The following is a 21,661-nucleotide window of genomic DNA, read 5'->3' on the forward strand; positions in this document are numbered from 1 at the left end:
ATGGAAACGGATGTTCTATCGGGACACACATTTTGTCCTATAAGCCCCAAAATCTTGCCGCAAGCTTGACGAATGCCGGATGCCCAACAGCTTGATTCATTCCATACCAGATTCTATGCAAAAATGCCACTAAAAGGTCGTAGACGGTAGCGGGTGCTAGGCGAGTTGAATGACATAGCTGAACCTTGTTCATTTGCGTTACACTGCCGCTTAGATGGGACAAGCTGACAAGCTCATTTACCTGCTTAAAGACCGATTAGTCGGGGGATTAATAACAATCGGCCCTCGCTGTACAAAAACTTGCCGCTTGCGTACCAAAAGACAACCTAGAACACAAGGTCGCTCTATTCATAGCGCGGCTTGTATGGTCTTGCGGTTACAGTGTCCATACGGTCGAGTTGAGGAGCGGGCATGGTAAACGATTTGGGCAGTATGGACGACCTCGAGCTGATGCCGCTGGGCGGTGGCTATATGGTGCGACGCGAACGCTTGATGAATGAGCTTCTCGCCAAGGGCCGAAAGGCCGGCATCGTGGTTCTTTATGCGCCCGACGGGTTTGGGAAGACCTCGGTGCTGCTGCAGTACACCCATGAGGTTAAATGCGACCCGACGCGAGGCCCCGTGCGGATTATCGAGGCCGATCGCGCCACTGGGCGCGAGGTGTTTATGCAGCTCGAGGTGGTTACCGAAGAACTCAAAGACAAACCGCACTCCCTTATCGCGATTGATAATGTGCCAAACCTCGATCAGCACGATACCGAAGACCTCATCGACAGGATTCGCGGCCTGCGCGCTATGGGGGTGGGGGTCTTTATCTCCTGCCGTCCTTCAAATCGTCAACTGATTCATGGGCTGGGCGATTCGGTTAAGATCAATGCGCAGATGCTCAAGGTGCATGCCTATGAGTATTCGGCGTGGGCATCGGCGTTTTCGATCAGCACATCGCTCGACTTTTATCAGCTCACGCAGGGCGTGCCCGAGCTCGTTTCGGCATTGCAGACGGGTCTGTATGGCCAAGGCGACGTAGCCGGTCTGCTCGAAAACGAGATTGTCAACGTATATGGCGCGGCACTTGTCGACTTGGCTTCGCTCGACAATAATGCACTGTTTTGCGTGGCATGTCTCATGATTTTGATGGGCGAGGGCAATATCGCAGAACTCGAGGCTTGCGGGGTGAGGCTATCGATGGTCGACCAGTCCTACTTCGTACACGACTACCCGATCTTTGGCTTGGACCCCGCCGAGCGGAGTTTTACGTGTCTGGGCACGGAGGATAACGGACGCTTGCGCTTGCGTAAGTTGGTGGCCGAGGTTCGCCCCGAACTTGTTCCGAGGGCGGCCCGGATTTTGCTTAAGGCGGGCCGATGCGATGCGGCGATGGGCCTGGCGGACGCCTTTTTGGACCGTGATGCGGTCCTTGAACTTGCTGGGCAGTATGGGGTCGATCTGGCTCTGACGGGGCACGGGGCCGATATCTGCCGAGCAGCGCTGGGCACGATCGATGCCGAGGATCCGGCTCCAGAGCCAACGCCTGCCGAGGCGTTTGGCGTATATCTGGCAGCGGTCAGCGTGTCCAATACAAAGCTCGCTCGCTATATGGCATCGGTCATCGAGCGCGGGGGCGAACGGGCGGCCTGCGAAATAGACCCTGTTTCATGGAGGGTGGCCCAGACACTGACGGCTGTTTGCTATGGGGACAACGGGCTTGGGCTTCCTACGAACCTGACCGTGCCAGAAATCGAGACATCCCATACCGCACTCGATATGTTGTCCGCGCATATCGAGGTCAAGCGCTGCCTGACCGAGCGGGGAGATGACGGCGGCGTTCTACAGCAGCTCAAAACGAGCAAGGCCTACGACTGCGAGCTCGACATCGCGGGGATTGTTATACGGGCCGACAGCATGCTGGTGGAGCTTTTTGACGGGTCGTTTGCGGGAACCGACGAGCGCGACGACGAGATGACGGTGGTGCGGGAGGCGCTCGACGTACGTGGGCTTAAGGCGATGGCTATCTGGGTGCGCATGGTGTTGGCGGCACGGCGGCTCCTTTCCGGCTTGCCGGTAACCGACGACGCGGCATTCAACGAGCTCGATCGTTTTGCCGTGCGCATGCGCGACAACCAGATTCAGCTGTTTGGCCTGTTGCTAGAAGGCTGGCAGTCGCTGGCAGAGGGACGGCCGGTTAATGCAAAGTTCCGTGCGGTCCAAGTACTCAAACTTGCCGAGGAGTCGATTGCGTACATGCGCGATAACGCATTGCTGTTGGAGCGCGCGGCGTATCTGCGTAACACCTCGATGGTTTCGGTGCGCGAGGAAGCGGAGCTACTCGATATAAGCCAGACGCAGGTTGGTGGAGCGGAGGCCTGGATGGTGGCGCTGCATTTGGCCTGTGCGGGCCGAGACAGCGATCTTGCGGCCTGGATGTCCATGAATCGTGCGGGGATTCTGGAGCCATCGTATCGGCTCTTTGCGCGCCTTGCCATGCATTGTCTGGGCGAGCCGGCGACCAGGATTCGCAAGAAGCTTCCCGTGCGCGAGCTGTCGCGGTACTCGCTGCGCGACGATTTGGAAGGGGAAGGCGAGCGCCTGTTCCAGGCCGGCGAGGTTGAAGCCGTTGATACCATTGACCATATCGAGATTCGCATGTTTGGTGCGTTTCGCGCCGAGCGCGACGGGTTTCCCATCACGGACAAAATGTGGCGCCGCAAGAAGGCGGCGACACTTGCCGAGCGGCTTGCGCTGGGCATGGATGCACTCGTCGATCGTGAGACGTTGGCCATGGAGCTGTGGCCCCATGCCGAGTTCAATAGCGCCCGCAACAACCTGTACTCGACGATATCGCGCTTGCGGTCGGCTTTGGGACCGACGCCGGATGGCAAGTCGTGTGTACTCATCCAAAATGAATGCATCGGACTCAACGGCGACTACGTCAAGACCGATGTACGGCTGTTTGACCAGATAAGCCGCGAGGTTTTGGGAAATCGCACGGGTGCGCGCGGGCCCCATTTAGTTGAGCTGTGTCTTAAGATTGAGCAGCTTTATGCCGGACCGCTGTATGTTCCCAATGGCTGTAATCCCACCTACTTTTTGCGTATGCGACGCATTATGCAGTCAAAGTACATCGATTGCATGATTAAGGGAGCAAATGCCGCTTTAGAAGAAAACGATCTGCAGTCGGCGATTTGGCTGGCGGAGTCGGGGCTTCGGCAGGAAACGACGCGTGAGGATATGGTGCGCTGCGCCATGCGCGTCTACAGTGCGGCGGGGCGGCGGCGCGATATCGTCGAGCTATACAGCGGGCATATGCACCATCTGAGGGAGCAGGTCAATGGCGTGCCCGAGCCCGAGACGCGACACCTATACGAGCGCTTGGTGGAGGGGCGGCTCAATCGCGTACTGGTCGAGCGATAAAAAACGGGCGCCCGAAGTACTTGGGCACCCGTAAGCTTGCTATATGTTGGCTCGCCGGATCATTGGCTCTTAGACGAGCTTGATCTTCTCGATGTCCTTGCGCGAGGACTCGCGATACAGCGAGAACTTGCGGCCGATGACCTGGACGACCTCGGCGTGGCAGCGCTCAGCGAGCTCTTCGGCGGCCTCGCGGGCGGAAAGGCTGGAGCCATCGAGCACGGAGCACTTAACGAGCTCGTGCTTCTCCAGGTAGGCGACCGTCTGCTCGACGGTGCCCTCGTTGACATCGGACTTGCCGATGATGATGGCGGGGTTGAGGTGATGGGCCATGCTGCGAAGCTGCTTGACCTGGGCTCCTGTCAGTGCCATGGGTTCTCGCTTTCTATGTATGGGGCGCCCCACGATGGGGCCTTAATCTACGTGAGCTGTCCCACGATAGCGCAGGAACGGCGCAGTGTGGAGCGCGTTTGCCCAGTTCGCAAAGAATGCGGATGCCGAGGTGATGGGCAGCTCGGGCTGTGAACGGGCTACGAGCGGGATTCAGAGACCGGTTCCCATGCAATAAACGCCCAGCGAACCTTACGGATATGGTCGAGCATATAGCACCCCTGCGGCACGCCCTTGGAGCCCGGCTCACCGGCATGGGGGTTTTCGATCATGTGCTGAGCGATATAGTCGCGCAGGCGGTCGATCTTATCCTCGTTGCCATGCTCGAGCATACGGGAAAAATCCGCCACGCCTGCCTCAAGGCTATCGAAGGTATCGCGACGAGGCGATTCAAAGTATGTAACCTGCGGCAACGCACCCATCTGAATGAGGATGTTGAAGGCGTACACAAAGCCATTGCTGCAGGTAACCGAGGCGCCGATAGCGTTCATCAAGTGCAGATCATAGCGCGGGCTGGAGTTAGCGACCATCGTGACAGCACAACGCCGACGAGCCGCACGGTCAAGCTTGGCAAGCGCACCTTTTAGATTGGTCGTCGTAACCGACCGACTGGCAAAGGCAACATCCACCGTTTTCGCGACCGGTCCAACCAAATCCCAATCATCATCCCAAGCAAGCTCAAGCGGCGTAATAAGATCCTCGAGTCCGTAATACTCAATGCCAGCATCAAGGGTGCCTAGCATGGCAGGGGAGAAATCAGCCGCAATCACAGGATGCCCAGCCTGAGCAAGCGGAATAGCAATCGACCCAGCCCCACACCCCATATCAAGCACGGATTCACCAGGCTTTAACGCCAACAGCCTCATAAAGTCCCGGGCATACGGAGCAGTCTCAAGCGGCCGAAAATGCCGAGCCCGCTTATCCCACTCAAAAGAATCATCAGCCCGCCGCCGACCAGCCTGCATCTGCATCCACTCCAGATTCCAATCTGTGGAAAGCAGCTCAGAACGATTCTCCCCATCAGCCACGGGCCAACCTCCTAGCAACAAAAAAGCGACTCCACCCAAAAGAAGAGCCGCAACCAGCATATATCAGAAAAAGAACCGTTCCAACGCCAAACCGCCACACCAACCAAGGCGGGCAGAAGCGAAGCGACTGCCACTGAGCCAGAACCCAGCCAAGGTTGAGATGTGCGGGAACCCCGCCGCCGGGCGGCAGACATATAAGGTCGATCGCGAGTTCCGCACGAGCCGGAGAGCACTTAATGTGCTCTCCGTGCGAGTCAGGACTGTCCGAGCAGGCGACCTTATATGTCTGCCGCCCGGCGGCGGGGCTCCTCGCCTCGTATCCCTAGGCTAGTTCTTCAGCGAGTTCAGCGGCGCCGGGAAGCGTCCACCACGGTGGGCAAGCACGGTGCCGGCGTTGGGGTTCACCGGCATGATGGGTGCACGGCCGAACAGGCCGCCGTACTCGACGCAGTCGCCCACGCCCTTGCCGATGGCGGGAATCACGCGGACGGCCGTGGTCTTGTTGTTGATGACGCCGATGGCCATCTCGTCGGCGATGATGCCGGCGATGGTCTCGACCGGGGTGTCGCCGGGGATGGCGATCATGTCCAGGCCGACGGAGCACACGCAGGTCATGGCCTCGAGCTTCTCGAGCGAAAGCGCACCGGCCTCGACGGCGGCGATCATGCCGGCGTCCTCGGACACGGGGATAAAGGCGCCGGAAAGACCGCCCACGCTGGAGCTGGCCATGACGCCGCCCTTCTTGACGGCATCGTTGAGCATGGCGAGCGCGCAGGTCGTGCCCGGGCCACCGCAGGTGCCCACGCCGATGATCTCGAGGATGCGCGCGACGGAGTCGCCGATGGCAGGCGTGGGAGCCAGCGACAGGTCGACGATGCCCTTCTCGACACCCAGACGATGGGCGGCCTCGCGGCTCATGAGCTCGCCGGCACGGGTGATCTTAAAGGCGGTCTGCTTAATCTTTTCGGCGACTTCCATCATCGAGGCGGAATCGGGCAGCGTCTCCAAGGCTGCGGCCATAACGCCGGGGCCCGAGACGCCTACGTTGATGACGGCGTCGGCCTCGCCACCGCCGTGGACGGCGCCCGCCATAAACGGGGAGTCCTCGACCATGTTGGCAAAGCAGACAAACTTGGAAGCGCCGACGGAATCCTGGTCGGCCGTGAGTTTAGCGGCATCGATGATGGTCTGGGCGGCCATGAGCACGGCATCCATGTTGATACCGGCGCGCAGGCTGGCGACGTTGACGCTGGAGCAGACGCGGCTCGTGGTGGCGAGTGCCTGGGGGATGGACTGGATAACGCGGCGATCGGCGTCGCCGATGCCCTTCTGGACGAGTGCGGAGAAGCCGCCCAGGTAATCGATGCCGAGTGTCTCGGCCGCGCGGTCGAGGGCGTGCGCGATGGGGGTGAGGTCCTCATCCTTGCAGCACGCGGCGATCTGCGCCACCGGGGTGACGGAAACGCGCTTGTTGACGATGGGGATACCGTACTCGCGCTCGAGGTTCTCGGCGGTCTCGACCAGATGCTCAGCCGTGTGCGTCACATGGTCGTAGATCTTCGTGCACATGCGGTCGAGGTTCTCGTCACCGCAACCCATGAGCGAAACACCCATGGTGATGGTCCTGATGTCGAGGTTCTGTTCCTCAACCATGCCGCGGGTTTCCGCGATTTCTGCGGGCGTGATCGCCATCCTTGCGCTCCTATCTGCCAAAACGAGCATAGTCTTATCTATTCTAACGTGCCGCACGTGCCAAGTGGCGCGTGCGGCACGTTTTGGTGCTCGGTTGTTTCCGTTGTGTTACTTCCCAAAGACCTCTTCGGCGATACGAGCGCTCTCGGCGGCGTCCTTGGCGTAGTAGTCCGCGCCGATTTGCTTGGCGTATTCGGGGGTGAGCACGGCGCCGCCCACGATGATCTTGACGCCCGGAACCTCGGCATGGAGCAACTTGATGGTCTCTTCCATGGCGACGACCGTGGTGGTCATAAGCGCCGAGAGGCCGACGAGCTTGATGTCACGCTCCTGCACGGTCTTGAGCACCTCTTGCGGGTCGACATCGCGGCCTAGGTCAAAGACGGTGTAGCCGTAGTTATCGAGCAGCATCTTGACGATGTTCTTGCCGATATCGTGGATGTCGCCCTTGACGGTGGCCACGCAGATCTTGCCCTTGTCGGCGATCTCGCCGGCGGGCATCAGGCGCTTGATGGTGTCGAAGCCCACGCGTGCGGCTTCGGCCGAGGCCATGAGTTGCGGCAAGAAGAACTTGCCCTGGTCAAAGAGGACGCCCACCTCGTCGAGGGCGGGGATAAAGTGGTTGTTGATAAGGTCCATGGCGTCGTGGTCTGCCAGCAGACGCTCGGTCTCGGCAGCGATCTCGCCTTTGCGGCCCGAGACGACCATGCGACGAATCGGGTCGTCGTTGCCGTCGGTGCCGGCGGTGCCGGCAGCGGGCACGGTGTCGGTCGATGCGGCCTGAGCCGCTGCCGGGTTGGCGGCGATCTTATACGGATCGGTCCAGCCGGCATAGCGCTCGATGTATCCGGTCGAGCCCTCGTCCTCAACGCTCAGGACGCGATAGCTGTAGACGGTGTCCATAAAGCGCTTGGAGCCCGGGTTCATGATGGGGGCATCGAGGCCCGCGCCAAAGGCGGCGGCCAAAAAGACCGAGCCCAGCAGCGGGCGGGCAGGCAGACCAAAGCTGATGTTCGACACGCCGAGCGCGCATTTGACGCCCAGGCGCTCCTTGCACAGGGACATGGCGCGCAGGATCTGCTCGGCCTGGCGTTGATTGGTCGAGGCGGTCATGACCAGGCAGTCGATGAGGATACGGTCCGGGCCGATGCCGTAGCGGGCAGCCTCGGCCACGATGCGCTCGGCGATGGCAAAGCGGGCCTCGGCGGTATCGGGGATGCCGCCTTCGTCGAGCGTAAGGCCGACAACGTTGGTGCCGTAGTGGGCGACCAGCGGGAAGATCTCGTCCATGATCTGCTGCTTGCCGTTGACCGAGTTGATGATGGGCTTGCCGGCGTAGCGACGTGCGGCGGCCTCGACGGCGGCGGGGTCGGTGGAGTCGATCTGCAGCGGCAGCAGCGTGGAGCCTTGGAGCTGCTCGGTGGCCTGTTGGATAATCTTGACCTCGTCGATCTCGGGCAGGCCCACGTTGACGTCCAGGATGTCGGCGCCCTGCTCCTGCTGGCTGATGCCCTGGCTCACCACGTAGTCCAGGTCGCCGTCGCGCAGGGCCTGCTGCAGGCGCTTTTTGCCGGTGGGGTTGATGCGCTCGCCGATGACGGCGATCTTGTGGCCGTCGCAGGGGAGGTCCACCACGGTCTGGGCGCTTGTGACCGACATGCTGGGCTTGCGGTGGCGCGGACTGGGCGTGTGGTTATCGATAAGCGTGCGCAGCGCTGCCATGTGCGCCGGCGTGGTGCCGCAGCAGCCGCCCACGACGCTTACGCCGTCCTCAATCATACCGGCGACGGCCACGGCGTACTCGGGCGCCTGGATATCAAAGACGGTGTTGCCGTCGTCGTCCACGTGGGGCAGTCCTGCGTTGGCCTGCACCATAACGGGCTTGTCCGTAACGGTGAGCATGCGAGCGGCGAGTCCTCGGAGCTCGGCCGGTCCCTGGCTGCAGTTGATGCCCAAAACGTCGGCGCCGATGGCATCGAGCGTGATGGCGGCAACCTCGGGACTCGTGCCCAGGAAGGTGCGACCGTCTTCCTCAAAGGTCATGGTGGCAAAGACGGGCAGGTCGGAGTTCTCGCGGCAGGCGAGGACGGCCGCCTTGATCTCGGCCAGGTCGGTCATAGTCTCGATAATAAAGAGGTCCACGCCCGCGGCGACGCCGGCGCGCACTTCCTCGGCAAAGAGGTCATAGGCCTCGTCGAAGCTGAGGGTACCCAAGGGGCGAAGCAGCGCGCCGATGGGGCCGATATCGCCGGCGACGTAGTGGGCGCCGGCCGCGCGGGCGCAGGCGACAGCGGCGGCAAAGACATCTGCCACGGTGGCGGTACCGTCGAGCTTGTGGGCGTTGGCGCCAAAGGTGTTGGCGGTGATCACGTCGCAGCCGGCTTCGACGTACTGACGCTGGATGTCGGTAATGACCTGAGGCTCCTCAAAGTTGAGCAGCTCGGGCAGGGCGCCGGCCTTCATGCCGGCCGCCTGCAGCATGGTACCCATGCCGCCGTCGAACAGCAGGTGTCCCGTGCCCTCGATGGCGGCGCGCAGACGATCGTCCTTAATGCGAAGGTCGTCGATCGTGCGCGTCTTGTATGCAGCTCCGTTGCGGCGCGCAGCATCAACAGGCGCCGCCAATGCAGTGCCGTCAGAATCATGAGTGATAAGCGGAGTAAACATCGAGGGCTCCTAATGGCTGGAATAGCAGGTGGTGTGGGCGGCGCGGAAGCGACAGTGCTCGCGCATGCGGCAGATATTGCAGGTGGGGCGGCTCTGGGCGTCGTGGACCTCGCCGTCGAACAGACCGATCACCGCGGTCACGCTCTTGGTGGGCATGAGCAGGCTGGTGGGCGTGATGGTAAGCCCGATGAGCCGCGTGGCGTTGAGCGCGTCCACGATTGAGCGCTGTGCCGTAAGCGGGCAGTCGCCGTAGCCGGGACTGAAGCGCCAGTTACCGGCGAGTCCGTGTGCGGCGGCCGCAGCCTTAACCTGCTGGTCCATCTGCTCAACGGCGGCTTCTACATAGGCAGAGCATGCGGCGTCGAGCACGGCTCCCTCCAGGGGCTGCTGGGCTCCCGTGGTACGCAGGCGACGCTCGGCGTCCATGCCGAGGGTGCATGCCATGAGCGCGGCAAAGCGTGCGTCTTTGAGATGTCGATAGATGTCGCGACCGCGCAGCTCAACGTTGGTGCCAACCAGACGGATGCAAGGCTCTCCCTGCTCGTCCACGCCCGTGGCATCGACGGTAAACACGCGCCGCACGCCGCGGGGCTCAATGTCCAGCTCAAGGCGCTCGACCACAAGCTCAATACGTCGTGACAGCTCGGGCTCAATCTGCTGGCCGCCGTAACCCAGATACCGCAGCATCTCGGCACGGTCGACACGGGGATGGTGCGCAGCATCGACACGGTAAAGCGCCGGCGACGCAAGGTCGGCCGGCACTTCGACAGCGGTTGTATCGATGTGCGGTTTTTCCATTACCCCAGGCGCTCCATAATGGTCGCGGCGATCGCAGGACGATTCATAGTGTACAGGTGCAGACCGGCGGCACCGTGCTCCTTAAGGTCGCAAAGCTGACGGGCGGCATAATCTACACCGGCTGCCTGCAGGCTCTCGGGGTCGTTCTCGTACTTGGCGAGAATCTTGATGACGGGGGAGGGCAGCGACGCGCCGCACATAAAGACCATGCGGCTGATTTGCGACTTGCCCATAAACGGCATGATGCCCGCGGTAATGGGCACGGTGATGCCCGCCTTGTCGGCAAGCTCGCGAAAACGGTAGAAGCACTCGTTGTCAAAGAAGAGCTGCGTCACAAAGAAGCTCGCGCCGGCGTCCTGTTTTTGCTTGAGGTATTCGACCGAAGCGTTGAGGTCCTCACAGGCAATGTGGCCCTCGGGGTAGGCCGCGGCGCCCACACAAAAGCCGGCGTCGACAAGCTCGGGGATGAGGTCACGGGCGTAGGCGTAGTCCGAGGCGGGCTTGTCATCCTCGGTCGCGCCAGTGGGCAGATCACCGCGCAGGGCCAGGATGTTTTCTACGCCGGCGGAGCGGTATTCGTCGATCTTGGCGACGATATCGGCGTGCGAGCGGCCCACGCAGGTAAGGTGCGCCACCGAGGGCGTATTGAATTCGCTCGTAATCATATGCGCGATGGGGGCGGTGGTGGCGCCGTTGCCCGAGCCGCCGGCCGAGCAGGTGACCGAGACAAAGCTCGGCGAAAGCTTGCACAGATTGCCCGCCACCTCGCGAGCCGTGTCGAGGGTAAGCTCGCCCTTGGGCGGGAACATCTCAAACGAAACGGGTGCAGTGCCCTGGGATGCTGCCTGCTTAAAAACCTCGTCGACGCGCATATCGTGCTCCTTTAGATATTTAGTGCGATGTATTGTAAGGATTCTACAGCACCACTGTGTCACGGTGGAGTTTTACTCGCTATTTAGGGATACCAATCAAAGATGCCTTGCTATCGGCATTCCCTATAACAACGCAGCTCATTGGGTGCGGGGTGATAAAGACTGGTATCTGATGCGAAATACCAGTCAATTTAGCCCCGTCCTAAATTGACTACCCTTAAACCATGCGGGGAGGTCTGCAATTTATACAGTTCATTGGCTGTTAAGGGTGGCAATACTGCCGCGATGCGGTAACCTCATTGATTGGTTTCGCGACAGCAACACAACGGTAATGTCGCGGAAACACGGCGAGCCTAAGCTATGACTCGTTCGTTAGTAATCAACACCGCTTCTCACGCGGTGCCGATACGAAGGGAGTTCCGTATGGCCGATCTTACTGACCGCTTCGGGACCATGGTGTTCTCTGAGGAAGTCATGAAGGACTACCTCCCCAAGGACATTTGGAAGCGCCTTGCCGCAACCCTCGAGGAGGGTGAGCCGCTCGACCTGGATGTGGCCAACGCCGTCGCTCACGCCATGAAGGTTTGGGCCATCTCCAAGGGTGCTACGCACTACGCGCACTGGTTCCAGCCGCTTTCGGGCATTACTTCCGAGAAGCACGATAGCTTCCTCGAGCCCAACCACGACGGCACCGCCATTACCAAGTTTACGGGCAAGAACCTCATCCAGGGCGAGCCGGACGCCTCCAGCTTCCCCAACGGCGGCCTGCGTGCCACCTTCGAGGCCCGTGGCTACACCGCTTGGGATCCCACCAGCCCCGCCTTTATCAAGGACGATGTCCTGTGCATCCCCACAGCTTTCTGCTCCTACACGGGCGAGGCCCTGGACAAGAAGACCCCGCTGCTGCGTTCCATGACCGCGCTCTCGCGTGAGTCCAAGCGCGTTTTGGCGCTGTTTGGTAAGACCCCCAAGAAGGTCGTTCCTTCCGTGGGCGATGAGCAGGAGTACTTCCTGATCAAGAAGGACGCTTACCGCAAGCGCAGGGACCTGGTCATCACCGGTCGCACCCTCTTTGGCGCTGCTCCCTGCAAGGGCCAGGAGCTCGAGGAGCACTACTTTGGCGCTATCCGCCCCACCGTCTCGTCCTATATGAAGGACCTGGACGATGAACTGTGGGCGCTTGGCATTCCTGCCAAGACCAAGCACAACGAGGTCGCTCCCTGCCAGCATGAGCTCGCCCCTGTCTACGGCGAGGTCAACGAGGCCATCGACCAGAACCTGGTCATGATGGAGAAGATGAAGCTTATCGCTTCCCGCCATGACCTGGTCTGCCTGCTGCACGAGAAGCCGTTCGAGGGCATCAATGGTTCGGGCAAGCACAACAACTGGTCGCTTGGCACCGAGTCCGAGAACCTGCTCGATCCGGGCGACACCCCGCTCGACAACCTGCAGTTCATCGTCTTCCTCACCGCGGTGATCGAGGCCGTCGATAACTATCAGGAGCTCCTGCGCGCTTCCGTCGCCTCGGCCGGCAACGATCATCGTCTGGGCGCCAACGAGGCTCCTCCGGCGATTATGTCCATCTTCCTGGGCGACCAGCTCACCGAGGTTGTCGAGAAGATCATCGATGGCAAAGCTTCCGTCCATGCCACGCGCGGCGTGCTCGACTTGGGCGCCGATACCCTGCCCAAACTGATGCAGGACAACACCGACCGCAACCGCACCTCCCCGTTCGCCTTCACCGGCAACAAGTTCGAGTTCCGTGCCTGCGGCTCCGAGCAGAACGTCTCCGACTCCAACCTGGTGCTCGATGCCGCCGTGGCCAAGTCGCTCAAGTCCTTCGCCGACGCACTCGAGGGTACGCCCGAGGATAAGTTCCAGGACGCCGCGCTCGAGTACTGCAAGAAGGTGCTGACCGATCACCAGCGCATCCTGTTCTCCGGCGACGGTTACTCCGACGAGTGGCCCATCGAGGCCGAGAAGCGCGGCCTTGCCAACAACAAGACCACGGCCGACGCTCTTCCCGCCTTTGTTTCCGATAAGGCTATCGCGCTCTTTGAGGAGACGGGCGTCCTGACCAAGGCCGAGGCTCAGTGCCGCTATGACTGCAAGCTCGAGAAGTACAACAAGCTCATGAACATCGAGGCTACCACGATGGTTCGCGAGGCGCGTCGTACCTATCGCCCGGTCATTACCGCCTATGCCACCAAGGTCGCTAAGGGCCTTGAGACTATTCGTGCCGCCGGTGCTGAGGCCGCCATGCAGTGCGAGCAGAACACGCTCAACAAGCTCTGCAACGGCATCACCGCCATCAACGACTCCATCAAGGCGCTCGACGCCGTGCATCAGAAGGCCGAGGCCCTCGATGGCCAGGAGCAGGCCAACGTGTACGCGCACGAGGTCGTTCCCGCTATGGATACGCTGCGTGCCGCCGTGGATGCCATGGAGGAGATCGTGGCTGCCGACTACTGGCCGGTCCCGACCTACGACGACATCCTGTTCTACGTGTAGAACGTAACTGACATATCGTCACGGTATTGAGCCGGGGTCCGCATCGCGCGGGCCCCGGCTTTCTTGTTGAACAAATTTATTAGGGAAGAGTCTGCTCCGTGCCGTTTGCTAGGGTAGGGGTGTGCGCGTTGCCGTGTCGTGAAAATGGAAGATGCTCGGAATATAACGCGCCTCGACATACTCAAATTGAGTTCCGGTTGAGTCGAATGTCTGGCTGGTTACGACCGCCAGATACGAAGAAGAATCGACGTCAAGCAACCGGCAGTCCTCAGTGTCGGGCTGGGCGAGTGTTATCGTTCGTTTGCTCACGGCAATGGTGAGCCCTAGCTCATCCTCGATGTAATGGAAGAGCGACAGGGTGGCATTCTGCTCGTTTAGGCCGGGGACGGAGGAAGTTAGGAAGTAGTGGCGGTCGACAGCGACCGGTTTATCGTCGAGCATGCGGACGAGCTTCAAATGCGTAAGGTCTTCTCCTTCGGGAAATCCCGTCAACTGAGCTAGATACTTATTGGTGCTTACGTGTTCGAAATAGACGATTTTTGACGTTGGAATTGCTCCGATCGCGTGTGCCGATTCGCTGAACGAAGAAAGGTCATTTACGGTGAATGCGCCCTCTTTGCTGGCGCCTGCAAGTGACGTCTCGATTACGAGGACTCCCTTGCCTTTAATGGACTGAACTAGACCTTCATTTGCGAGAAGTGAAATGGCCTTGCGCACCGTCATTCGAGAACAGGAGAACTCTTTGGACAGATTTTGTTCGGAAGGAAGGAGCGATCCCACGGGATGCTTACCTTCGACAATCCGCTCTCGAAGGCTGCGGTAAATTTCACTGTACAGGATCCTTGCCAAAATGCTCTCCTTATAGAGGTGGTGCGGAATGCGTCAAATCGGCGCGATAGTCTGTTTCTACCAATTATAGGAAGTGAAGACGCTTAAAGTTACCGCTTACCGCCATAAATCAACCGTTCACCCGTGTGCTTAACATGTCTAGACAGATTGCAAATCACTGAGGATATAATTCAAGTCGTCAAGTACATGTCTAGACAGGAGGATTTGCAATGGCAAAACAGAGCTATGCGGTTACTATCGCGGGAGGCGGAAGCACTTATACGCCGGGCGTTGTTCTGACACTTCTCGCGAAGCGTGATGTGTTCCCCATCAATAGGATTACGCTCTATGACAACGATGCCGAGCGTCAGGGGACAATTGCCAAGGCATGTGCCATCTACATCAGGGAGAATGCTCCAGAGGTAACCTTCAGCTATACGACCGACCCTGAGGAGGCCTTCACAGGCATCGACTTTGTACTTGCCCAGATTCGCGTTGGCAAGTACGCTATGCGCGATAAGGACGAGAAGATCCCCCTGCGCTATGGCGTTCTTGGCCAAGAGACCTGCGGTCCTGGTGGCATTGCTTATGGCTTGCGCTCCATTGGCGGCGTACTCGAGATCCTTGACTACATGGAGAAATACAGTCCCAACGCATGGATGCTCAACTACTCCAACCCCGCGGCGATCGTTGCTGAGGCGACACGCCGCCTTCGCCCGGATTCAAAGATCATCAACATTTGCGACATGCCAATAGCCCTGATGGATATCATGGCTCAGATGTGTGGTCTCAAGGACCACAACGACCTCGTCGTCGGCTACTACGGCCTCAACCACTTTGGCTGGTGGACAAAGATTCACGACCGTGCAGGCAATGACCTTATGCCCACTATCAAGGCCCAAATGGCTAAAAACGGTTATGCTGGCGAGGATTCTGGCCTTGAATTCGTCGATGCGTCTTGGGACCAGACGTTCCGTAAGGCTAAGGATGTTTACGCGCTCGATCCGAATACCATTCCGAACACCTACCTCAAGTACTATCTCTTCCCGGACTATGTGGTTGAGCACACCGACCCCAACCACACCCGCACCGACGAGGTCCGTGAGGGTCGCGAGAAACGCGTTTTCGGTATCGCTCGCCAGATTATCGAAAAGGGCACGTCTGAGGGCTTCGGCCTTAAGCCAGATACCCACGCTGAGTACATTGTCGATCTCGCTCGCGCTTTGGCAGAGAACACCCGTGAACGTTTCTCGCTGATTGTTCCCAACGACGGGGCTGTGTCCAATTTTGACCCAACGGCTATGGTCGAGATCCCCTGCATCGTCGGCAGCGACGGCTACGAGAAAATTTGCCAAGGTGAGATTCCGCAATTCCAGAAAGGACTTATGGAGGAACAGGTCTCGGTCGAAAAGCTTGCAGTGTCTGCTTGGGTCGACCATTCCTATCAGGAGCTTTGGCAGGCGCTGACGCTTTCGAAGACGGTCCCCTCTGCCTCCGTTGCAAAGAAGATCCTTGACGATCTCATTGAGGCGAATAAGGAGTTCTGGCCAGAGCTTCACTAGTATCGGAAATCAATTTAGCGAATGATGGCGGGCGGCCGACCTTGGACAGGTCGCATGGGAGGAAAACCATGAGCGAAAGCAAAGAGCTTGTAAATCGCAAGCTCGGCGAGGACGTAGTTGGCCTCGTCGGCGGTAAGGAAAACATCCTGAGCATCTCGCACTGCATGACGCGTCTACGTTTCAAGCTGCGAGACGATGCGAAGGCCGATACTAAGGCAATTGAATCTCATAAAGGCGTCATTCAAGTAATCAACGCGAATGGCCAGTATCAGGTTGTTGTCGGCATCAATGTGATTGAGGATGTTTACGATGCCGCGGTTGCCGCTTCTGGTGTCGAGGGGCTGGGCGAGGTTAATCTTGATGGTGAGCCCGTCAAGAAAGGAAACGTTGTTAGTGCCCTTATCGATACTATTTCGGGCGTAATCCAGCCGATTCTTGCGGTGCTGTGTGCCGCGGGCATGATCAAGGGTGTTTTGAGTATTCTCGTCGCCCTCGGATGGATCACGGCGACAGACGGCTTGTACCAGATTCTATATGCGGCTGGTGACGGCTTCTTCTACTTCCTGCCGATTATCCTTGGCTATACCGCGGCAAAGAAGTTTGGCTGTAGTGAGTTCGTTGGCATGACGCTCGGTATCGCACTTACGTATCCGGCGATGGTCAACATCACATCGGGCGATGTTTTGGGAACGGTGCTTGCCGGCACTCCCTTTGCCATGAACTACTACACGACTTTCCTCGGCATACCCGTCATCATGCCGTCTTCGGGTTATACGAGCTCTGTCATTCCGATTATCATCTCTGTTTGGTTCGCGGCAAAGCTGGAGAAGTGGTGCCGCAAGCATTTCTCTGAGTATGTAAAGTTCTTCTTTGTGCCTACGTGCGTGCTCGTTGTGATGGTCCCCGCTACCTATTTGATTATTGGCCCGATTGCCACCCTGATCACGAACCTCATGAGCCTGCTGTTTAACTCCCTCTACAGCTTGCCTGTCATCGGCGGCGCGCTCGGCGGCATCGTGCTTACTGCCATTTGGCAGCCTATGGTCATCTTCGGCTTCCACTGGAGTGTCATTGCCCTCATGCTGGTGAACATTGCCTCCCAGGGCTGGGATATTGTCATGGCGCCGTACATGGTTTGTTCATACGCTCAGTCCCTTGCCGTCCTCGCTATCCTTCTGAAGACTAAGGACCTAAAGCTCAAGCAGCTTGCATGGCCGGCGTTCATCTCGGGCTTCTTCTTCGGCATCACCGAACCCTGCATCTACGGCGTGACCCTTCCGCGCAAGAAGCCTTTTATCATGAGCTGCATCGCCTCTGTGCCCGGGGGCCTAATCATCGGCGCTCTTGGCACCAAGATGTTCGCCTTCACCGGCGGCGGCTTCTGCGCCTTCCCGGGCTTCATTGACCCGTCCGGTGCAATGGGCGCGAACTACCTGATTTACGTAATCATAGCCATCGTGGTTTCCAGCGTGATTTCGTTCCTGCTTACGTATGCGACGTACAAGGAGGACGTGCCGGCGGTAGAGGCTGCAAAGTAGCCAAAGAAGTGGAGCTGCGGGACAAGTATTTCCCCGCGCGCCAGCAATTAAACGAGGTCGTCCTTGGATAAGCGTCGAGGGCGACCTCGTCTTGTACTGATTTCGTTCGAGAGGCAGTGGTTGAGGGTGCCTAATATTATCTTTGACAATAAGATGGGCGAGGCGTGCCTTGCGGCGTGGAGGTCCGCAGGTGTGGAAGTCCGCTCAGTCGTGGTCCGACAAGATGGTGAAGTCGTCTTCGAGCATGCGGCTGCGCCGTTCTCCCTCGAACACGTTCACCCGCTCTATTCTGTGACTAAGTCCTTCACCTCGGTTGCTGTTGGGATGTTGGTGAATGAAGGACGGCTGTCGCTGGCCGATCGCTGGATTTCATACTTCCCGGAATATGAAGGCGAGATTGCGGATGAGCGCTTTCGCAATGTGACAGTTCGCAATTTGCTGACTATGACGATGGGGCAGGAGAGTGACCTTTCGTATATTGGCGCGGGAGACGACTGGGCACATGAGGTTCTTCATCGTGAGTTTGACTGGAAGCCGGGCGAGGTCTTTCACTACGATTCGCTGTGTTCACATTTATTGAGCATGCTCGTGCAACGCATAAGTGGAACGAAAGAATCCGATTATCTCGCCGAACGTTTGTTTACGCCGTTAGGCATTAGAAATTGGTGGTGGGAAGAGGATCAAGCCGGTCATACGACCGGAGGTTTTGGTCTTCACCTTTCGACACCGGATTTGGCTAAGTTTGGTCAATGTTTGCTAGATGGCGGCAAGTGGCGTGGGGAACGGATCATTCCCGCGGAATGGGTTGCCGAGGCGACGAAGATTCAGATGGAAACGAGCCCCTTTTATCCGTCTGAGGCGACTGAAGACAGCAATGGCTATGGATACCAGTTCTGGATGTGCCGGCGTGGCGGGTTCAGATGCTCTGGCCTTTTTGGGCAGCTGTGCTACATACGGCCCACAGATGGCCTTGTCATCGCCTGCTCAAGTTCCACGACAGGAAGTAAGGCGTTGCTTGATCCGCTGTATGAGGTATTGTTCAAAGAGTCTAGTGTTCGGGAAACGGTGGCTTCCGAACGTGACTTCGATAGCATTCCCGTGCCAGTTGGGTTGGCTTCTGGCGGACGTTTGAGCTCATTACGTCTCGAGGGCATTCATCATTGCATTTTCGGGGATTTTGAAGAGATCGATATTCGATTTCATGAGAATGAGCTGGATTTGTCTCTGTTGCGCGATGGTCGTGAGTACGGCGTGAGGGCCGGCTACAAGTCTTGGGTTTGTAAATCGGGCGATGGGCTCGGAGTCGGAGACCTCTTTCCTTTTGTAACTCATAAAGCTGAGAGAGACGATGCCCCCGCATGGGATGTTCGCAAGCTGTTTGCAGCGTATGCCTGGACTTCGCCAACAAGTTTACAAATCGAGACCAGGGAACTGGACTACACACGGCGCTGTTTTATCGATGTGCAGATCGGAGGCATTTATGCCGTGTGCAGGGTGCGAGTTGAGGGAATGTGCTGTTTTCCGGCACCCTCGGAACTCACAGCGATTTTGAAGTTGGGGTAATTTTTCAAGACGTGCGATTGATGAGAAAGCTTGCCAACATCACGGCAAATGGAGACGGAGCTGTCTCCAGGCAATGTTTTTCGATGCGGACGTCTCAGATATCGTATTGCTAGGGACTAAGTCAATCACTTGTTAGGGTCGAAGCGTAAATGCGTTTCCTCGGCTCCGCACCCTGTTGGGCTCGAATCCCGGCGCATGGCAGCAAAAAGCCCGCTATCGTGAGGATAACGGGCTTCTCATTTTAAATGGTGCCCCCAGCGGGATTCGAACCCGCGATATCCACCTTGAAAGGGTGGCGTCCTTGGCCGCTAGACGATGGGGACAGCGGGAAAGAGTATAGCAGACTTTTTTGCCGGCGCGTATATCGTTGGCAAACTGGAAAACCACCACACAGGAGTAGGCTTTTATTCCGATTTTCAAATATCTCAATCTGTAACATCTGAGCGGGCAAATCGGCTCTATCTGTTACAGATCGAGATAGACGGCGGGCGTCGGCACCAACATCTCAATCTGTAACAGTACGACGACTTTTAACGGTCTAGATGTTACAAATCGAGACAAACTACCGTGGCGGGTCAAAACCACCACAAAGGTGCCTGTCCCCTTTGTGGTGGTTGGGGCGTTAGGGGAGGAGCTTCATGGCGGCGTCGTGGGCGGCGTGCTCGTAGGTGTCGTCGAGGGGCTTGAGCGGCAGCAGAGCTGTGGCCTGCGCATCGCCGCGGCGCTCGAGGGCGTGGGTAATGAGCCAGTCGGCGAGTTCGGGGTTCTTGGGCAGCGCCGGGCCATGCAGGTACGTGCCGATGACACCCTTGTAGATGAGACCCTCAAAGCCATCGTCGCCGTTGTTGCCGGTGCCCGTGACGACGGACGTTCCGAGCGGCGTGGCATCGGCGTCCAAAAGCGTGCGGCCACCGTGGTTCTCGAATCCCACAAAGGGCTCGGGTGCCAGGTCGGTCTTGACGGCGACGTTGCCGATCAGGCGGTCGGAGCCGCGTACGGTCTCGGCGGCAATGACGCCCAGGCCCTCGATGCGATTTTCGCCCATATAGTACGAACGGCCGAGCAGCTGATAGCTGCCGCAGATGGCGAGCAGCGAACCGCCGTCCTCAACATAGGCTGCGACCTTGTCTTTTTGGGCGAGCAGCTCGTGTGCCACGGCTAGCTGGTCGCGATCGGATCCGCCGCCCATCATGACGATATCGGCATCATGCAGATCGAGCACCTCGCCCATGCGGACCTCATCCACGCGAACGGGGATGCCGCGCCAGGCGCAGCGGCGCTCGAGGGCGATGACGTTGCCGCCGTCGCCATAGAGGTTGAGGGCATCGGGATACAGGTAGACGATGCGCAGCGGGCGCGAGAGCTCGACTGGCGCGATACCGACAGGAAGAGCGCTGCCGTCGGCGCGGACTGCGGCGCGGGCGGCAACCGTGGCTGCATCGGCACCCTTCAGCCCGTCGAGTTCCTTGACCAGTGGCGGGAAGGCCGTGTAGTTGGCGACGGCGTAGAAGGTGTCATCGGCGGCCTCGTCTGCCACGGCGCCGATCGCCTGCGCGACGTCCGAGATAATCGCGGCGTCGATGCCGGCGTACTTGAGGCGTACCTGCATGTCGTGCGCACGCGTGCCTCCGGCAAAGGCGACAAGACCCGGCGTGTCGGCGATGCGCTCGAAGTCGACATCGTAGATCCACGAGACATCGTGGCCGTCGGCATCGTTATCGTTTAGGAAGAAGGCGCAGAGCCTGCCACCTGCCGTTTTAATGGACTGGATCTGGCGATCGAAGCCCACGGGATTCTTGGCCAGGTTGGCCTCGACGGTGCGGCCGGCAATATCCCAGCGGCCCATGCGTCCGCCGGCGGGCACGTAGGCATTAAGCGTGGGCTGCAGGTGCGCCGCGTCCACGCCCAGCTCGTGCGCCGCAAAGAAGGCGGCGGCGACGTTATAGACCATGTACAGGCCGTTGTAGCGCGTGGCGATGTGCACGGCGGGCGCGTTGACCTCGGGTCCAAAGGCCAGGTCAAAGCCGTAGCCGTCGCAGCCGAGCTCAACGCCCGTCACGCGGCGGAGCAGCGCGGGGCGACCCCAGCCGCACGAAGGGCAATGATAGGCGCCCAGCTGTCCGTACTGCACATAGTCGTATTCCAGCGGGGCGTTGCACTGCGAGCAAAAACGCGAGTCGCTAATGCGGTCGGACTCGGTGCCCGTGGCGCCGTCGATGCCAAAGGCGATGCTCGTGTTGGGGACGCGCGCGGCGATCGAGGCGCACAGCGGATCGTCGGCGTTGTAGATGAGCGTTGTCGTCGGAGAGAGCTCCAACGCATGGGCGATGGCGTCTTGGGTATGGTCGATCTCGCCGTAGCGGTCTAGCTGGTCGCGGAACAGGTTGAGCAGCACAAAGTACGTCGGTTTGAGCTTGGGCAGGACGCGCACCGTGTAGAGCTCGTCGCACTCAAAAACGCCCACGCGCTTGCCGCTGCTGGTGTGCTTAAGGCCGCCGCGGGCCTCGAGCAGAGCACCCACCACACCAGGCTCCATATTGTTGCCGGCACGGTTGCACACCACGGTAGCGCCGCTGGCAGCAACGGCGTCAGCGATGAGGTTGGAGGTGGTGGTCTTGCCATTAGTACCGGTGATCACCACGCTGCGGTCGACCAGGCTCGCGAGGTCGCTTAGCAGCTCGGGGTCGATCTTCATGGCGATGCGGCCGGGAAGCACGCCACCCTGGCGTTTGAGGACAGAGCGCAGTCCCCAGCGGGCGATATCGCTCGAGGTGCAGGCGAGAGATGAGCGGAGGTTCATGAAG

At 59.2% G+C, this 21,661-nt stretch carries 13 protein-coding genes and 1 tRNA gene; 5 read left to right on the forward strand and 9 right to left on the reverse strand.

Going from position 1 to position 21,661, the window contains the following annotated elements:
- The first annotated feature begins 411 nt into the window (after positions 1–411).
- Positions 412–3,411, forward strand: a complete 3,000-nt coding sequence (locus DWW12_RS07855) for a BTAD domain-containing putative transcriptional regulator (RefSeq protein ID WP_117855656.1) — start codon at positions 412–414, stop codon at positions 3,409–3,411.
- Positions 3,412–3,480: 69 nt separating this feature from the next.
- On the opposite strand, the gene DWW12_RS07860 is transcribed toward DWW12_RS07855, so the two are convergent.
- The 6 genes from DWW12_RS07860 to DWW12_RS07885 all read right to left on the reverse strand — a co-directional run bounded on the left by DWW12_RS07860 (position 3,481) and on the right by DWW12_RS07885 (position 10,855).
- Positions 3,481–3,780 carry a YhbY family RNA-binding protein gene (locus DWW12_RS07860; protein ID WP_006234690.1) on the reverse strand — a complete coding sequence of 100 codons (300 nt, stop codon included), beginning with the start codon at positions 3,778–3,780 and terminating at the stop codon, positions 3,481–3,483.
- Between the two features lie 158 nt (positions 3,781–3,938).
- On the reverse strand, positions 3,939–4,886 hold the full coding sequence (locus tag DWW12_RS07865; RefSeq protein WP_369832435.1) for a methyltransferase domain-containing protein: 948 nt from the start codon (positions 4,884–4,886) through the stop codon (positions 3,939–3,941).
- Positions 4,887–5,153: 267 nt separating this feature from the next.
- Positions 5,154–6,518 carry a PFL family protein gene (locus DWW12_RS07870; RefSeq protein ID WP_035136908.1) on the reverse strand — a complete coding sequence of 455 codons (1,365 nt, stop codon included), beginning with the start codon at positions 6,516–6,518 and terminating at the stop codon, positions 5,154–5,156.
- A 108-nt stretch (positions 6,519–6,626) separates the two neighbouring features.
- Complete coding sequence (locus DWW12_RS07875; RefSeq protein ID WP_199570753.1) at positions 6,627–9,185, reverse strand: homocysteine S-methyltransferase family protein; 2,559 nt, start codon at positions 9,183–9,185, stop codon at positions 6,627–6,629.
- Between the two features lie 9 nt (positions 9,186–9,194).
- Complete coding sequence (locus DWW12_RS07880; protein ID WP_117855657.1) at positions 9,195–9,983, reverse strand: hypothetical protein; 789 nt, start codon at positions 9,981–9,983, stop codon at positions 9,195–9,197.
- The gene (locus DWW12_RS07885) at positions 9,983–10,855 is read right to left on the reverse strand and encodes a methylenetetrahydrofolate reductase (RefSeq protein WP_117855658.1); all 873 of its coding nucleotides are present in this window, start codon (positions 10,853–10,855) and stop codon (positions 9,983–9,985) included. Before DWW12_RS07885 ends, DWW12_RS07880 begins: the two co-directional genes overlap by 1 nt.
- A gap of 423 nt (positions 10,856–11,278) precedes the next feature.
- On the opposite strand from DWW12_RS07885, the gene DWW12_RS07890 reads away from it, so the two are divergent.
- The gene (locus DWW12_RS07890) at positions 11,279–13,366 is read left to right on the forward strand and encodes a glutamine synthetase III (RefSeq protein WP_117757412.1); all 2,088 of its coding nucleotides are present in this window, start codon (positions 11,279–11,281) and stop codon (positions 13,364–13,366) included.
- 108 nt (positions 13,367–13,474) lie between these two features.
- Here DWW12_RS07890 and DWW12_RS07895 read toward each other — a convergent pair whose 3' ends face one another.
- Entirely contained in the window at positions 13,475–14,215 is a 741-nt protein-coding gene (locus DWW12_RS07895) for a GntR family transcriptional regulator (protein ID WP_099432702.1), read from the reverse strand.
- Positions 14,216–14,424: 209 nt separating this feature from the next.
- Between DWW12_RS07895 and DWW12_RS07900 the strand changes: the two genes are divergently transcribed.
- From DWW12_RS07900 to DWW12_RS07910, 3 genes are all read left to right on the forward strand, one after another.
- Entirely contained in the window at positions 14,425–15,756 is a 1,332-nt protein-coding gene (locus DWW12_RS07900; protein WP_117855659.1) for a 6-phospho-alpha-glucosidase, read from the forward strand.
- Positions 15,757–15,824: 68 nt separating this feature from the next.
- Positions 15,825–17,294 (forward strand): PTS transporter subunit EIIC, encoded by a 1,470-nt coding sequence (locus DWW12_RS07905; protein ID WP_117855660.1) that lies wholly within the window; start codon positions 15,825–15,827, stop codon positions 17,292–17,294.
- Between the two features lie 126 nt (positions 17,295–17,420).
- Entirely contained in the window at positions 17,421–18,857 is a 1,437-nt protein-coding gene (locus DWW12_RS07910; RefSeq protein ID WP_147345484.1) for a serine hydrolase, read from the forward strand.
- A gap of 246 nt (positions 18,858–19,103) precedes the next feature.
- On the opposite strand, the gene DWW12_RS07915 is transcribed toward DWW12_RS07910, so the two are convergent.
- Positions 19,104–19,180 (reverse strand) — tRNA-Glu (locus DWW12_RS07915).
- Positions 19,181–19,479: 299 nt separating this feature from the next.
- Positions 19,480–21,657, reverse strand: coding sequence for a MurT ligase domain-containing protein (locus DWW12_RS10050; RefSeq protein WP_233544272.1), 2,178 nt, complete (start codon positions 21,655–21,657; stop codon positions 19,480–19,482).
- Positions 21,658–21,661: the final 4 nt, after the last annotated feature.

Origin of the sequence: Collinsella sp. AF14-35 (assembly GCF_003464565.1) — a bacterium.
In the GTDB taxonomy this organism is placed as follows: Bacteria; Actinomycetota; Coriobacteriia; order Coriobacteriales; family Coriobacteriaceae; genus Collinsella.